12 protein-coding genes are annotated in these 14,427 nt (G+C 71.2%); 7 read left to right on the top strand and 5 right to left on the bottom strand.

Going from position 1 to position 14,427, the window contains the following annotated elements:
- Positions 1–273: 273 nt before the first annotated feature.
- Positions 274–1,143: a hypothetical protein gene (locus ABLE43_RS12545; protein ID WP_348978776.1), complete on the top strand. Its 870-nt coding sequence runs from the start codon at positions 274–276 to the stop codon at positions 1,141–1,143.
- 105 nt (positions 1,144–1,248) lie between these two features.
- On the top strand, positions 1,249–2,490 hold the full coding sequence (locus ABLE43_RS12540) for a hypothetical protein (protein ID WP_348978775.1): 1,242 nt from the start codon (positions 1,249–1,251) through the stop codon (positions 2,488–2,490).
- A gap of 111 nt (positions 2,491–2,601) precedes the next feature.
- On the opposite strand, the gene ABLE43_RS12535 is transcribed toward ABLE43_RS12540, so the two are convergent.
- The 5 genes from ABLE43_RS12535 to ABLE43_RS12515 form a co-directional block, all read right to left on the bottom strand.
- Positions 2,602–2,880, bottom strand: coding sequence for a hypothetical protein (locus tag ABLE43_RS12535; RefSeq protein ID WP_348978774.1), 279 nt, complete (start codon positions 2,878–2,880; stop codon positions 2,602–2,604).
- 46 nt (positions 2,881–2,926) lie between these two features.
- A complete protein-coding gene (gene ung, locus ABLE43_RS12530) occupies positions 2,927–3,658 on the bottom strand; it encodes a uracil-DNA glycosylase (RefSeq protein ID WP_348978773.1) in 732 nt (243 codons plus the stop codon).
- Positions 3,655–3,957, bottom strand: a complete 303-nt coding sequence (locus tag ABLE43_RS12525; RefSeq protein ID WP_348978772.1) for an alkylphosphonate utilization protein — start codon at positions 3,955–3,957, stop codon at positions 3,655–3,657. The genes ung and ABLE43_RS12525 overlap by 4 nt, the downstream gene beginning before the upstream one ends.
- 43 nt (positions 3,958–4,000) lie before the next feature.
- Entirely contained in the window at positions 4,001–5,485 is a 1,485-nt protein-coding gene (locus ABLE43_RS12520; protein ID WP_348978771.1) for a S41 family peptidase, read from the bottom strand.
- Positions 5,486–5,565: 80 nt separating this feature from the next.
- Positions 5,566–6,615 carry a mannose-1-phosphate guanylyltransferase/mannose-6-phosphate isomerase gene (locus ABLE43_RS12515; RefSeq protein ID WP_348978770.1) on the bottom strand — a complete coding sequence of 350 codons (1,050 nt, stop codon included), beginning with the start codon at positions 6,613–6,615 and terminating at the stop codon, positions 5,566–5,568.
- A gap of 174 nt (positions 6,616–6,789) precedes the next feature.
- Between ABLE43_RS12515 and ABLE43_RS12510 the strand changes: the two genes are divergently transcribed.
- Genes ABLE43_RS12510 through ABLE43_RS12490 form a run of 5 tightly spaced genes read left to right on the top strand, consistent with a single transcriptional unit; the run spans position 6,790 to position 14,355 of the window.
- Positions 6,790–8,178, top strand: a complete 1,389-nt coding sequence (locus ABLE43_RS12510) for a TIGR03013 family XrtA/PEP-CTERM system glycosyltransferase (protein WP_348978769.1) — start codon at positions 6,790–6,792, stop codon at positions 8,176–8,178.
- Between the two features lie 7 nt (positions 8,179–8,185).
- Positions 8,186–10,228 carry an XrtA/PEP-CTERM system histidine kinase PrsK gene (gene prsK, locus ABLE43_RS12505; RefSeq protein ID WP_348978768.1) on the top strand — a complete coding sequence of 681 codons (2,043 nt, stop codon included), beginning with the start codon at positions 8,186–8,188 and terminating at the stop codon, positions 10,226–10,228.
- Positions 10,225–11,574, top strand: coding sequence for a PEP-CTERM-box response regulator transcription factor (prsR, locus tag ABLE43_RS12500; protein ID WP_348978767.1), 1,350 nt, complete (start codon positions 10,225–10,227; stop codon positions 11,572–11,574). Before prsK ends, prsR begins: the two co-directional genes overlap by 4 nt.
- Complete coding sequence (locus ABLE43_RS12495; protein WP_348978766.1) at positions 11,558–13,513, top strand: tetratricopeptide repeat protein; 1,956 nt, start codon at positions 11,558–11,560, stop codon at positions 13,511–13,513. Before prsR ends, ABLE43_RS12495 begins: the two co-directional genes overlap by 17 nt.
- Positions 13,514–13,545: 32 nt before the next feature.
- The gene (locus ABLE43_RS12490) at positions 13,546–14,355 is read left to right on the top strand and encodes a DUF815 domain-containing protein (protein WP_348978765.1); all 810 of its coding nucleotides are present in this window, start codon (positions 13,546–13,548) and stop codon (positions 14,353–14,355) included.
- Positions 14,356–14,427 lie beyond the last annotated feature (72 nt).

Genomic DNA, 14,427 nt, shown 5'->3' with positions numbered 1-14,427 from the left:
ATCAGTCCGCTTGCCCAGACAATGTGGCTCAATCTTCGCCCATTGGGCATCCGTCAGTACGTCTCGGTCCATCCAAAGCGTGAATCACATTCGTAAAGCTTTGTGAATCCCCACACGCCCTAGGGTTATTCCCGAAACGTGATGTGGCGTCCACCGCAATATTCTGGGCTGCCACGGCCAATGTCCCCCCAAAGCCACACCCCACCCGCAAAATCTCCAACACCCCGACCTCCTGCTGTCCTACACCCCGCGCCTTATGCTCGGCTCGCCGCCATGCGCACCAAGACCGCCCCGCTCGCCCCCGAGCTTTCGCCAGCGCCCGAAGCGGCGCTCGTCCCCACCCCGGCCGCGACCGGCGACCTCGCCGTCCCGTTGTCCCCGACGCCTCATCTCGACGCGCACGGCTATGACCCGGCGGACTATCGCTGGGTGCCGGTGCGCCGCAGGCCACGCGCCGACGGCTGGACCGAGGAGCGCCAGCGCGCGTTCATCGAGGCGCTGGCCGATATGGGATCGGTCGATCGCGCCGCGCGCAGCGTCGGCATGACGCGGGTCGGCGCCTATGCCCTGCGCCGCGCGCCGGGCAGCGAGGGCTTTGCCCGCGCATGGGATGCGGCGGTGGCGCAGGCGGTGAACATGCTGGTCGACGTCGCGTTCGAGCGCGCCGTGCACGGCACCGAGGAGGTGGTGTTCGACCGCGACGGTCGCCGCTGCGGGGTGCGCCACCGCAACAGCGACCGGCTGCTGATGTTCCTGCTCGCCGCCCATTATCCCGATCGCTACGGCCGTACCCGGCGCAGGCGCGCGGGCGGCAACACCGCGCTGCCGATCGCCGAGGCGCTCGACCGGCTGGCCCCCGTCGCGCCGGAAGCACCCGAGGCGCTGCTCGACCGCGAGGCACTGAACGATGCGCTGCTGATCGCCGATCTGGGCGACGGCACGGTGCCGTATTTCCTCGATCCCTATCGCCCCCGACCCGATGCGCCGCCGCCGCCGCCCCGCGCGGACGATCCCGACCTGCCGTACCTGCCCGAGCCGGGGCCGCTCGGCGAAGCGTTCGGGATCGAACTGGAACTGGCCAAGCGCGGCATCGTGCCGCCCGCCGAACCGCGCCGCCGCCGCAAACCCACGCCACGAGTGTAAAGTTTGTAAACTTCGGGCCCGGAAATCCCCCTTCCGCAAATCGCATACGATGATAGATTTCCGCCCGATCGGCACCTGGGGAGGATGCCGGACAGGGGGACAGACATGAGAGGCTCGATTCTGGTCGGGATGGCGCTGCTGCTGCCGTCCCATGCGTTGGCACAGGCGACGATGATGGTTCCGACCGGCGGCGGCACCACCACGCCGGTGGCGCAGGATGCAGTGGCCCCGCCGCCCGACGACGATCCGAAGGAGATCGCCGAGGATGCCGCGCGCGACCTGACGCCGACGCGCTTCTACAACCGCCCCGGCGCGACCCGTGCCGAGTATGACGCGGCGTGGCAGCAGTGCCGCCTGATCGCGCGCGGATCGCGCACGCCTTCGGGCATGGTGCCGGTCTATTACAATCCGGCGGTCATCTCGCCGATCGCGGCGGGGATCGGCGGGGGGCTGGGCGGGCTGCTCGGCGCGGCGCTGGCGCAGGGGGCGCAGCGGCGCGCGAACCGCCAGAACTGCATGCTGATCCGCGGCTGGCGGCTGGTCGAGCCGACCGCTGCCGCCGCCGCCCCGGTGATCGCGATGACGCCGGAGGCGCGCGAGGCGCATCTGAACCAGGCGCTGGGTGCTGCCGAGGTGAACGGCAAGCTGACCGAACAGACCAGCTTCGCGATGTTCGCCGACGATGCGCTGAAGCTCGACGCGCCGCTGACCGGCCCGGGCAGCGTGTTCGTCGGCAGGAAGATCGATCCCGCCGTCCCGATCGTGCCGGGGCCGGACGAGGCGGCGATCGTTATCGGCTTCCGCCGCCCCGATCCGGCGAGCGCGGGCCGCTCGGCGATGATCGACCTGATGCGCTACGACATCGACAAGCGCGACATCGTCTATCGCCCGCGCGACTGGAAGGCGAAGGGCGACCAGACGACGTATCAGCTGATGATCGGCAGCGGCGACAAGAAGGCGCCCTATGAGGTGCAGGTCGTGCGGGTGACGCCCGGCGCCTATGTCCTGAACGCGATGACCGCCGGGCCGTTGCTGGCGACGAGCACCAACTGCTTCGGCGCGCCGGTGGTCGAGGTGAAGCCGGGCGAGGTCGCCTATCTCGGCGACTTCATCCCCTATGTGAACCTGCGCACCGCGACGCATGGTCGCTACGACGGTCTGGTCTATGCCGGGCAGACCGGCGACGCCGCCACCACGCTGGCCACGAAGCAGCCCGCGCTCGCCGGGGCGATGCGACCGGCGACATGGCGCAACCAGGCGACCTATGGCTGTTCGGCGGTCACGATGACGCGGTTCGACCTGAACGGCGTCGAGGCGCTGCCTGCGGTGGTGCCGCCCGCGCAGTAGCGGTGGGGGCCACGGGCGAAGCCCGTGGCGTCGGACGGCACCGGTGGTGCCGCCGGCCGGGCACGCCTGTCTGGCGCGGTGCAGCCATGGCTGCACCTTGCCCGGCGCGCCTTACATCCGGTTCGCCACCGCCTGCTCGACCATCGCATTGTCGTCGTCGTCGGCCTTGTCGGCGGCGTCCTCGCCCATGTCGCGGACGTTCTCGGCCTGTGCCTCCAGCGCGTCCTCGACCTGCTCGTTATTGGTCGCGTCGGCCTGTGCCTCCAGCGCGTCGGCGCGGTTCTCGGTCATCGCCTCGATATTGTCGGCGGCCTTGTCGTCGGCATTGCCACCGCACGCGCCCAGCATCAGCAGCGCGGCCATGCCGCCGGCCTTCATCATCGTCTTCATGCTAAAACCCCTTTGACCCTCCCGCCGCACCGGCGGGCGAGCGGCATCAATCGCCGGTCGCGCCCAAAGGTTCCGCCTGCGTACCGACCGGCGGCAGCGACCAGTCGATGGCGCCACGCCCCCGCGCCTCGAGGAAGGCATTGGCCTGGCTGAACGGGCGACTGCCGAACCAGCCGCTGTGCGCCGACAGCGGCGAGGGATGCCGCGCACGCAGCACCAGATGCCGCCCGCCCGCCCGCACGTCGCGCACGAAGCCCGCCTTCTTCTGCGCATGCGATCCCCACAGCAGGAACACGCCGGGTTCGCTGCGTTCGGCGACGGCATGGATCACCGCATCGGTCAGCGCCTCCCACCCGTGCCCGGCATGCGATGCGGCGCGCCCCTGCTCGACGGTCAGCACGCTGTTGAGCAGCAGCACCCCCTGCCGCGCCCAATGGTCGAGGAACCCGTGCGCGGGCGGCACGATCCCCAGATCGTCGTGCAGTTCCCTGAAGATGTTGCGCAGCGACGGCGGCACCGCCACGCCGGGCCGCACCGAAAAGCTCAGCCCATGCGCCTGTCCGGGGCCGTGATAGGGATCCTGCCCGAGGATCACGACCCGCACCCGATCGAGCGGGGTCAGCGCCAGCGCCGCGAACCAGTCGCGCGAATGCGGCAGGATGCGCTTGCCCGCCGCCTTCTCGGCCTTCAGGAAATCGCGCAGGGCCGCCATGCCGTCGCTCGCGAACACCGGGGCGAGCGACGCCTCCCAGCTCGGGTCGATCCCCGCCGGGATCATGCCCGCCGCACGAACTCGGCGCGCAGCACCAGCCCCTTGATCCCGTCGTACTTGCAGTCGATCTCCTGCGCATCGCCGGTCAGCCGGATCGAACGGATGCGGGTGCCGCGCTTCAGCGTCTGCCCGGCGCCCTTGACGGTCAGGTCCTTGATGAGCGTCACCGCATCGCCGTCGGCCAGCACATTGCCCACCGCGTCGCGCACGACGAGCTCCTCCCCGGCGGACTCGGCCGCCCGCTGCTGCGACGCGGGCACCCATTCCCCGCTCGCCTCGTCATAGACATAGTCGTCGTCGGCCATCGTTCGCGTTCCTTTCGGTGCCGCGTTAACCGACCGTGGGGGTTCAGAACACCCCCGGCACCTCGCGCTGCACCGTCGAGGGGCGGTCGGGCTGGAGCAGCGTCAGGCCGTCCGGCTCGGCAAGGGTGCGCGCGGCGTTGGTGCCGGTCGCGTCGGCGGCGGCGGTCGTGCTGATCCGGGTGCACTGCCGCCCGGCGAGGAAGTCGAGCGCGCGGGCGACCGAATCCTCGCGCGCGTCGCCCAGCGGATAGCCGATGTCGTCGCTGGCGCGGCAGGTGTTGGGCACGGTGGTCGCGAGCCCGCCGTAATAGGCCGCCGAGCGCGCCGAGTTCTGCACCGCCAGCGCCACCACGCGCAGCCGGTCGTCGCATCCGGCACGGTCGAGCGCGATCTGCCCGACCGGCTTGCCATAGGTGTTCGACCCCACCAGCGCCATGTTGCTGCCGAGATAGGGGACGAAGGCGTTGATGACGAGTTCGCTGGCCGAGGCGGTGCGACCGGTGCCGATGAAGGCGATCTTGGTCGGCGTCACCGACTGCGCGGTGGGCGCGAAATATTTGACCTCGTTCTCCGCCGACTTCTCGGGGCGGAAGGTGGTGTAGCTGTAGACCTGGCTCGACGTCTTGCCGCCGCCCAGCAGGTCGCCCATCAGTTCGGCGACCGAGATCAGCCCGCCGCCGTTGTAGCGGAAATCGATGACGAACTCGGTGATGCCCTGCGCGCGGAAACTGGCGAAGGCGTCGCGCAGCGGCTGGTTGGCGGGGGTGATGAAGGTGCGCAGGTTGATATAGCCGACGCGCTTCGACCCGTCCTGGATCACCTTGGCGCCATAGCGGGTCGACACCGGCAGCAGGCTGAAATCGGTCTTGGCCACGGTGGCGGTGGTCGTCGTGCCCTCGAGGGTGCGGAAACGGAACACGCGGGCGGTGCCCGGCGTGTCGGGGCCGAGCGCGTTGGTAAGACCGTCCGTACCCTCTGCAGCGATGATGTCCGACACGTTGCGCAGATTGCCGGTGGTGGTGCCGATCTGGGTGATCTCGGTCCCGCGGTCGATCCCGGCGGCCAGTGCGGGTGCGCCCTCGAACGATTCGATCACGAACAACCGCCGCCCGGTGGAATCGAGCGCGAAGCGGGTGCCGAACCCGGCGGTCGAGCCCGAGCTGTAATAGGCATTCTCCTCGGCGATCGAGGTGAGATAGGTGAAATAGCGGTCCTTGCGCTGTGCCCGCGCGGTGGCGGTCAGCGCGTCGATATAGGCATCGACCGTCGAATAGGGCGTCGGATCGAGCGTGGCGGGCAGCGTCTCGGGGAAGAGATACCATTCGCGCAGCTGGGCCAATGCCCAGTCCTGCCGCTCGCGCAGCGAACAGCCCGCGGTCGCGGTCGGCGTGGGCGAGGCGGTCGGGGTAGGCGAGGGGGTGGGCGTCGATCCGCTCGCCCCGCCGGATACGCTGCCGCTGCCGCCGCCCCCGCCGCATGCCGACAACATCGCCAGCACGCCCAACGCCGCTCCGAACCGACCACGCATACGCCGCCCACTCCTTTTGCGCCCAACAGCTTAGATAGCGCCGGGCGAAAGAAAAGCGGAATCGTATCCCTTGGTACGGCTCAGTTCTTGAGTGCTTCCAGCAGCCGTTTGACTTCCTGCGACCGGCCGCGCGGCAGGATCATCACGTCGTTGCCGCTGGCGACGACGATCAGGTCGCTCACCCCGATCATCGCGATGCGCACCCCGTCGGAGCGGACGAGGCAGCCGGTCGAATCGAGGATGGTGACGTCGCCGCCATGGCTGTTGCGCTCGGCATCGAGCTCGCTGATCGCGTGCAGCGCGTCCCAGCTGCCCACGTCGTTCCAGCCCATGGCGACCGGCGCGACGGCGACGCGCTCGGCGCGCTCCATCACCGCATAGTCGATCGAATCGGACGGGCAGGCGGCGAACGCCTCGGCATCGGGGCGGATGCACACGCCGTCGCGCGCGGCAAGGTCCATCGAGCGCCGTGCCGCCCGCGCGATGGCGGGGACATGGGTTTCGAGCGCCTCGAGGAACTTGTCGGCGCGGAACAGGAAGATGCCGCCGTTCCACGCATGGTCGCCCGATGCCAGCATCGCCCGGGCGGCATCCAGCGGCGGCTTCTCGACGAAGCGGTCGACGCGGTGCACGCCGTCGACCAGCGCCTCGCCGACCTTGATCCAGCCATAGCCGGTCTCCGGCGCATCGGGGGTGATGCCGAAGGTGACGAGCCAGCCTTCGGCGACCAGCGGCAGCGCAAGGTCGATCGCCGCCTGGAACGCATCGAGATCGGCGATCACATGGTCGGAGGGCATGACCAGCAGCGCCGAATCGCCCCCGGCCTGGATCGCGGCCAGCGCGATCGCGGGCGCGGTGTTGCGCCCGGCGGGTTCGAGGATCACCGCCTGCGGCGACAGGTCGACCGCGGCGAGCTGTTCCTCGACCGCCGCCGCATGCGATGCGTTGGCGACGACGATCGGCGCGGCATATTGCTCGCCCACCGTGCGGCGGGCGGTCAGTTGCAGCATCGTCTCCTCGGCGGTCAGCGCGAGGAACTGCTTGGGCTTTTCGGGGCGGGACATCGGCCACAGTCGGGTTCCCGATCCCCCGGACAGAATGACGGGGACGATAGCGGGATGCGACGACATGCGGGTCCTTCTCCGATGTGGCACGGGCGCGTGCCATGGCAGCCAGAAGCGGTGGCCGTTTCGCTACAACAATGAGTGCCGGATTAGTATCCCTTGCGTTCAGCAATTCTTTGCCCTTTGAAGCGATAGCGGTCAGGTGTCGGCTGACCTTACACCTGTTATGGACCGTGCCTGATGATCCGGCTCTTCAAGCACTATGTGCCCTATGCCGTGCTCGTGCTCGGCGCGCTGGACTTCGTGGTGCTGCTGTTCGCCGCCGAGCTCGGCTGGGTGGTGCGCGCGATGCAGATCGGCATGGGGATCGTGCCGACGCACCGGCGCATCCCCGAACTGGTCAGCTTCGCGGTCAGCCTCCAGGTCGCGATGGTCGCGGTCGGGGTCTATGGCGCCGACGCGCTCCAGTCGCTGCGCTTCGCCGCCGCGCGGCTGCTGGTGGCGATCTCGCTCGGCGTGATCTTCATCGCGGTGCTGCTGTTCTTCATGCCCTCGATCATGCTGTGGCGGTCGAACCTGTTCTACGCCATGGTCTTCGCGTGCGTGCTGCTGGCGGTGCTGCGGCTCGTCACCGGCACCTTCTTCGGCGGGCAGGCGTTCAAGCGGCGGGTGGTGGTGCTGGGCGCGGGCGCGCGGGCGCTGCGGCTGAAGCAGCTGGGCCAGTCGCGCGGGGCGGGGTTCATGGTCGTCGGCTATGTCGCGATGCGCGAGAGCGACCGGATGATCCCGGAGGCGATCGCCCGCGATGCGATCCACAACCTGGCCGATCACGTCGTGTCGCTGCGCGCGGCCGAGGTCGTACTGGCGCTGGAGGAACGGCGCGGCGCGTTGCCGCTCAAGGATCTGCTGCGCATCCGCACCACCGGCGTGCACGTCAACGAGATATCGACCTTCCTCGAACGGGAGACGGGGCGCGTCGACCTCGACAGCGTGAACCCGTCGTGGCTGATCTTCTCGGACGGTTTTTCGTCGGGGCGAATGTTCTCCAGCATCTTCAAGCGGCTGTTCGACATCGCCGCCAGCGCGACGTTGCTCACGCTCACGCTGCCGCTGATCCTGCTCGCCGCGCTGCTGGTGAAGCTCGACAGCAAGGGGCCGGTCTTCTACCGCCAGCGCCGCGTCGGGCTGTACGGCGTGCCGTTCGACATTCCCAAGCTGCGCTCGATGCGCACCGATGCCGAGGTGGCGGGCACCGCCGTATGGGCGGAAAAGGACGATCCGCGCATCACCCGCGTCGGCCGCTTCCTGCGCAAGACGCGCATCGACGAGCTGCCGCAATGCTGGAGCGTGCTGAAGGGCGAGATGAGCTTCGTCGGCCCGCGTCCCGAACGCCCGCAGTTCGTCGCCGATCTCGAAGAGGCGCTGCGCTATTATGCCGAGCGGCACATGGTGAAGCCGGGGATCACCGGCTGGGCGCAGATCAACTATCCCTATGGCGCGTCGATCGACGATGCCCGGCAGAAGCTCGAATACGACCTGTATTACGCCAAGAATTATTCGCCGTTCCTCGACCTGCTGATCCTGCTCCAGACATTGCGGGTGATCCTGTGGTCGAGCGGGGCACGGTGAGGCGGCGATGCTGACCGGGCTGCTCATCTGGGGCCATGCCAGCGCCGCGCTGCTGTTCGGCGCGCTGGCGCTGTGGGCGCTCCGGCGCGAGCATGCCCCCGACCTGCCGCCGGACGGACTGCTCGCCGCCGCGCTGGCGACGACCGCGCTCTGGGCGCTGTCGGTCGCGGGGATCGGGACGACCTCGACCGTGACGCTGCTGCTGGAGGGCGGGCGCACGCTCGGCTGGCTGGCGGTGCTGTTCGCGGTGCAGCGGCTAAGCGACGGGCGGCACGGTCCCGCCGTCACGCTGGCGTTCGGCGCGGTCGCCGCCGTCGATGTCGTGCAGACGCTGCTCCATTTCCTCGCCGCCGGTACCGCCGGTCCCGATATGGCGGCGGTGGCGGAGGCGGCGACGATGCTGCGCGCGCTGGCGGCGCTGGGCGCGCTGGCGCTGCTCCACGGCATGTTCCCGGCCACCGCCTCCGCATCGGCGCGGCTGGTGCTGCTGGCGGCAGGCGCGCTGTGGCTGATCGACGCCAATTTCGGCATCGTGCGCTATCTGATCGGCAGCGTGCCGGGCGAACTGGGCGCGGCGCGCGGGTTCGCCGTCACCGCGCTGGCGGGGATGATCGCGCTGGCACTGTCGCGGCGCGGCGGCGGGGCGGTGCAGCTGTCGCGCGCGGTCGCGTTCCATTCGCTGTCGCTGCTGGGTCTCGCCGCCTATTTCGCGGTGACGATCATGGCGGTCGCGCTGATCGCGGCGCTGGGCGGCGGCTATGCCCGGCTGCTCCAGGCGGCATTCGTGTTCGGATCGACCGCCGCGGTCGTCGCCGCGGCATCGTCGGGCTGGCTGCGGGCATGGGCGCGGGTCAAGCTCGCCAAGCATTTCTTCCGCCACCGCTACGACTATCGCGCCGAATGGACCCGCTTCACCGAGACGCTGGGCGAGCCCAAGGGCGGCGCGCCGCTCGACGAACGGCTGGTCAAGGCGCTGGCCGACCTGACCGATTCGCCCGCCGGGCTGCTGCTGGTCGCCGACGGCGGCGCGCTGGCGGTGCAGGCGTCGTGGCGCTGGGACGGCGAGGTCGCGCTGGTCGAGGGCGCGCCGGACCTTGCCCGCTATCTGGCGGATACCGGGCGCATCCTCGAGATCGACGCGGTGCGGCACGGCCAAGGCAGCGCCGCCGATGCGCAGGCGCTGCCGGGCGCGCTGCTGGCGCAGGGCGAGGCGTGGGCGCTGGTGCCGCTGCCGCATCTGGGGCAGCTGACCGGTGCGATCCTGCTCGCCCGCCCGCCGGTGCCGCGCGCGCTCGACTGGGAGGATTTCGACCTGCTGCGCATCGCCGGGCGGCAGGTCGCCAGCTATCTGGCCGAGGCACGGGCGCAGGGCGCGCTGGCCGAGGCGCGCCGGTTCGAGGAATTCAACCGCCGCTTCGCCTTCATCCTCCACGACGTGAAGAATATCGTAAGCCAGTTGAGCCTAGTTGCCCGCAATGCGCAACGCCACGCCGACAACCCCGATTTCCGCGCCGACATGGTCGCCACGCTCAACGAATCGGCGGCGCGGATGAACGACCTGCTCGCCCGCCTCGCCGAGCGCGAGCCGCCGCGCATCGCCGCGGCGGGCGCGGTGGCGCTGGACGGCGTGGCGCTGCGCGCCGCGCTGCGCTTCCGCCTGCGCGGCGAGGTGGTGGTCGAGGGCGACGGCAGCCCGCTGGCCGCAGCCGATCCGGCGCGGTTGCAGCAGGTGGTCGATCATCTCGTCCACAATGCGATCGACGCGGGCGGCGCGGCCCCGGTACGGATCGTGACCGGCAGCGACGGCGGCGAACCGTGGATCGAGGTGATCGACAGCGGCATCGGCATGACCGCGCGGTTCGTGCGCGACGAACTGTTCCGCCCGTTCGTCTCGTCCAAGCCCGGCGGCTTCGGCATTGGCGCCTATGAGGCGCGGCAGCTGACCGAGGCGATGGGCGGGCGGATCGCGGTCGAATCGGTACCGGGGCGCGGCACCCGCTTCCGCGTGACGCTGCGCGCGGCGACCGGCGCCATGGCGGCAGCGGCATGAGCGCCGCACCGTGCCTGCTGATCGTCGAGGACGATCCCGGCCTTCAGCGGCAGTTGCGCTGGGCCTATGACGGCTATCGCATCGCGGTGGCGGGCGACCGGGAGGCGGCGCTGGCGGCGGTGCGCGCCGATGCGCCCGACGTGGTGACGCTCGACCTCGGCCTCCCGCCCGATCCCGACGGCGTGGCGGAGGGGTTCGCGACGATGGAGGCGATCCTCGCGCTGAAACCCGATACCAAGATCGTCGTCGCGACCGGGCACGGCGAACATGCCAGCGCATTGCGGGCGATCGAACTGGGCGCGTGGGATTTCTATGCCAAGCCGATCGATATCGACGCGCTGGGGATGATCGTCGGCCGCGCGTTCCACGTCCATGCGCTGGAGGCGGAGAACCGGCGGCTGGCGGCGCGGGCGGCGGGGCAGAGCGTGCTCGGCGGCATGCTGACCGCCGCGCCCGAGATGCTGAAGGTCACGCGCACGATCGAGCGCGTCGCCCCCGCCGACGTCTCGGTGATGCTGCTCGGCGCGTCGGGCACCGGCAAGGAACTGCTGGCGCACGCGCTGCACGATGCCTCGCGCAGGCGCAGCGGCGCGTTCGTCGCGATCAATTGCGCCGCCATCCCCGAGACGCTCCTGGAAAGCGAGCTGTTCGGCCATGAGAAGGGTGCGTTCACCGGCGCGATCCGCACCACGCCCGGCAAGATCGAACAGGCGGCGGGCGGCACGCTGTTCCTCGACGAGATCGGCGACGTACCGCTCGCGCTTCAGGTGAAGCTGCTGCGCTTCCTGCAGGAACGGGTGATCGAGCGGATCGGGGGGCGCAAGGCCATCCCGGTCGACACCCGCATCGTGTGCGCGACGCATCAGGACATCGACGCGATGGTCGCCGACGGGCGGTTCCGCGAGGATCTCTATTACCGCCTCGCCGAGATCGTCGTACGCATTCCGACCCTGGCCGAGCGCAGCGGCGATGCGGTGCTGCTGGCGCGGGCGTTCCTCGATCGGCACGTGCGGCAGATGGGGCTGACCCCGCGTCGCTTCGCGCCCGACGCGCTGGCGGCGATCGACGGCTGGGGCTGGCCCGGCAATGTCCGCGAACTCGAGAACCGGGTGAAGCGCGCGGCGATCATGGCCGACGAGAAATATGTCACCGCCGCCGATCTCGACCTCGGCACGCCCGAGGATGCGCCGCTCAACCTGAAGGCGGTGCGCGAGGCGGCGGATCGCGCGGCGATCGTCCGCGCACTGGCCCGCGCGCAGGGCAATATCTCGGGCACCGCCCGCCTGCTCGGGATCAGTCGCCCGACGCTCTACGATCTGATGAAGGCCTATGACCTGCAACCCTGACCGATCGCTCCGCGCGCTGCTGGGCGGCATGGGACTGGCACTGGCGGCGGCGCTGATCGCGGCGGCGGGGGGAGCACGGCCTGCGCGCGCGGATGCCGCCGACGCACGGCGGGCGCTGGCGCAGGCGCTCGGTGCCTATGAGGCGGGGCATTGGAGCGTGGCGCGCACCCGCGCGCGGGCGGCGGTCGTCGCCGATCCCGACTGGGGCTTCGCGCAGGCGGTGCTGGCGCGGATGCACCTCGCGCTGGGCGAGGGGGTGCAGGCGGAGGCGGCGCTCGACCGGGCGGTCGCGGGCGGCTTCGCTCCGGCGAACGCGCATCACCTGCGCGCGCATGCCCGGCTGTTGCAGGGCGACGCGAGGGCTGCGCTGGCGGAGGTGCGGCAGACCGCGCCTGCCTATGCCCGCTACGGCGACCGCATCCGGGCGGAGGCGCTGGCGCGCAGCGGCAATGTCGCCGCCGGGCTGGCGCTGCTCCAGCGGATCGTCGCGCGGCGGCCCTATGACGGCGCGGCATGGGTCGCGCTCGCGCGGATGCGGATGGGGGCGGGCGACACCATCGGCGCGATCAACGCGGCGATCGCGGCGGTCGATGCCGCGCCCGACTCGCCCGACGCGCTGCGGCTGCGTGCCGAGACGGTGCGGACCCAATATGGCCTGACCGCCGCGCTGCCGTGGTTCGAGGCGGCACTGGCGCGCGACCCCTATGCGCACGACACGCTGATCGAATATGCCGCGACGCTGGGCGATGCCGGGCAGACGCAGGCGATGCTGGGCGCGGTGCGCCGCGCGATGGCGGCACGACCGGGCAGCGCGCAGGGCTATTATCTCCAGGCGGTGCTGGCGGCACGGGCGGGGGATACCGCCACCGCGCGCAGCGTGCTGCAACGCGCGGGCGACGGGATGCGCGGCGTGCCCGGCGCATTGCTGCTCGCCGCGTCGCTCGACCTGAGCGAGGGTGCCCCGACGCAGGCGGTCGCGGCGCTGGGCGAACTGGTCGCGCGGCAGCCGACCAACATCACCGCGCGCAAGCTGATCGCGCTGGCGCTGCTCCGGGCTGACCGTGCGCGCGAGGCGCTCGACTATATCCGCCCCGCCGCCGAGCGTGCCGATGCCGACAGCCACACGCTGACGCTGGCGGCGCGTGCGCTCGAACGGCTGGGCGACCGGGGCGGGGCGGCGGTGCTGCTCGACCGGGCGGCGCTGCCGGTGCGCGGGCGCTCCGCCGCCTTCGCCCCCGACCAGACCCGCGCCGTGCTGGCGGCGGCGGCGCGCCCGCATCCGGGCGATCCGGCGGTGGCGATTCCCTATATCCGCGCGCTGTCGGCGGCGGGCGACCATGCCGCCGCGCTGGCCGCCGCGCGGGCGGTGGTCGCCGCCAATCGCGGGGCGTCCGCCGCGCAACTGGTGCTGGGCGATGCGCTGGCCACCGCCGGACGCATGGGCGAGGCGGCACGCGCCTATCAGGCCGCCGCCGCGGGCCGGTTCGACGAGCCGACGATGCTGCGGCTGGTCGACGCCCGCGTCCGCGCCGGGCAACGGGTGGAGGCGAGCGCCGCGCTGTCGCTGTTCCTGTCGCAGAACCCGCGCAACGTAGCCGCACTGCGCCTGATGGGCGAATGGCAGCTGGCGGCGGACGACATGGCGGGCGCGGTCGATACGTTCGAGCAGTTGCGCGAACTGACCGGCAATCGCGACGCGGCGGTACTGGCAGGCCTCGCGATCGGCTATGTCGGGGTGGAGCAGGCCGACGTGGCGGTCTCGTTCGGCGCGGCGGCCTATGCGCTGGCCCCGACCAACCCGCTGGTCGCCGACGCCTATGGCCGGGCGCTGGCGGCGGCGGGCAATGACGATGCGGCGCTGCCGGTGTTGCAGATGGCCGCACGGCTGGCCCCGGGCAACGCGGTGATCGCCGGGCATCTGGCCGACGTCGCGGGGTAGCGGCTCGGGCGGGTGCGTTCTATGGCGCGGGGATGACCGATCCGTTGCTCCGCATCGCCGCCGCGCTCGAACGGCTGTCGCCCCCGCCGCCGCCCGCCGCCGATCCGCTGGCCTATCCCGCCTATGGCTGGGACGGCAGCGTGCTGCGCGCGGCGCGCGGGTTCCGCCCGGTGCCGTTCGATCGGCTGGTGGGCATCGATGCGCAGAAGGCGGCGCTGCGCGCCAATCTCGAGCGGCTGGCGAGCGGCGCGGCGGCGCATGACGTGCTGCTGTGGGGCGCGCGCGGCACCGGCAAGTCGGCGGTGGTGAAGGCGGCGGTCGGCCATGTGCAGGCGGGCGGCGGCGCGCTGGCGCTGGTGGAGGCACCCGCGACCGCGCTCGACCGGCTGCCCGCGCTGTTCGCGCTGCTGGCCGGGGTGGACCGTGCCTATGTCGTGTTCGTCGACGATCTCGGCTTCGACACCCCCGCCGAGGGCCGCGCGCTGCGCTCGCTGCTGGAGGGGGGCGCGGAAGGGCGGCCCGCCAACGTCCGGCTGGTCGTCACGGCGAACCGCCGCCACCTCGTGCCGCGCGACCTCAAGGAACAGGACAGCGCGATCAACCCGCGCGACACGGTGGACGATGCGCTGGCGCTGGCCGACCGCTTCGGCCTGTCGCTGGGGTTCCATGCGGTGGATCAGGATCACTATGTCGCGATCGTCGAACGCTATTGCGCGGCCTATGCGCTGCCGTTCGATGCGCAGGACGCGATCGGCTGGGCGACGAAGCGCGGCAGCCGCTCGGGGCGGGTGGCGTGGCAATATGTGACGGACCTTGCCGGGCGGCACGGCAAGGCAGTCTGAAGCTCCTCCCCGGCACGGGGAGGGGGGCCGCCGCGAAGCGGTGGTGGAGGGGGGTGTCCACGGACGATGGCG

The sequence above is a fragment of the Sphingomonas silueang genome, from assembly GCF_040049155.1.
GTDB lineage: Bacteria > Pseudomonadota > Alphaproteobacteria > Sphingomonadales > Sphingomonadaceae > Sphingomonas > Sphingomonas silueang.
The sequence above is the reverse complement of the archived record's forward strand: the minus strand, read 5'-3'. Positions and strand labels throughout refer to the sequence as shown.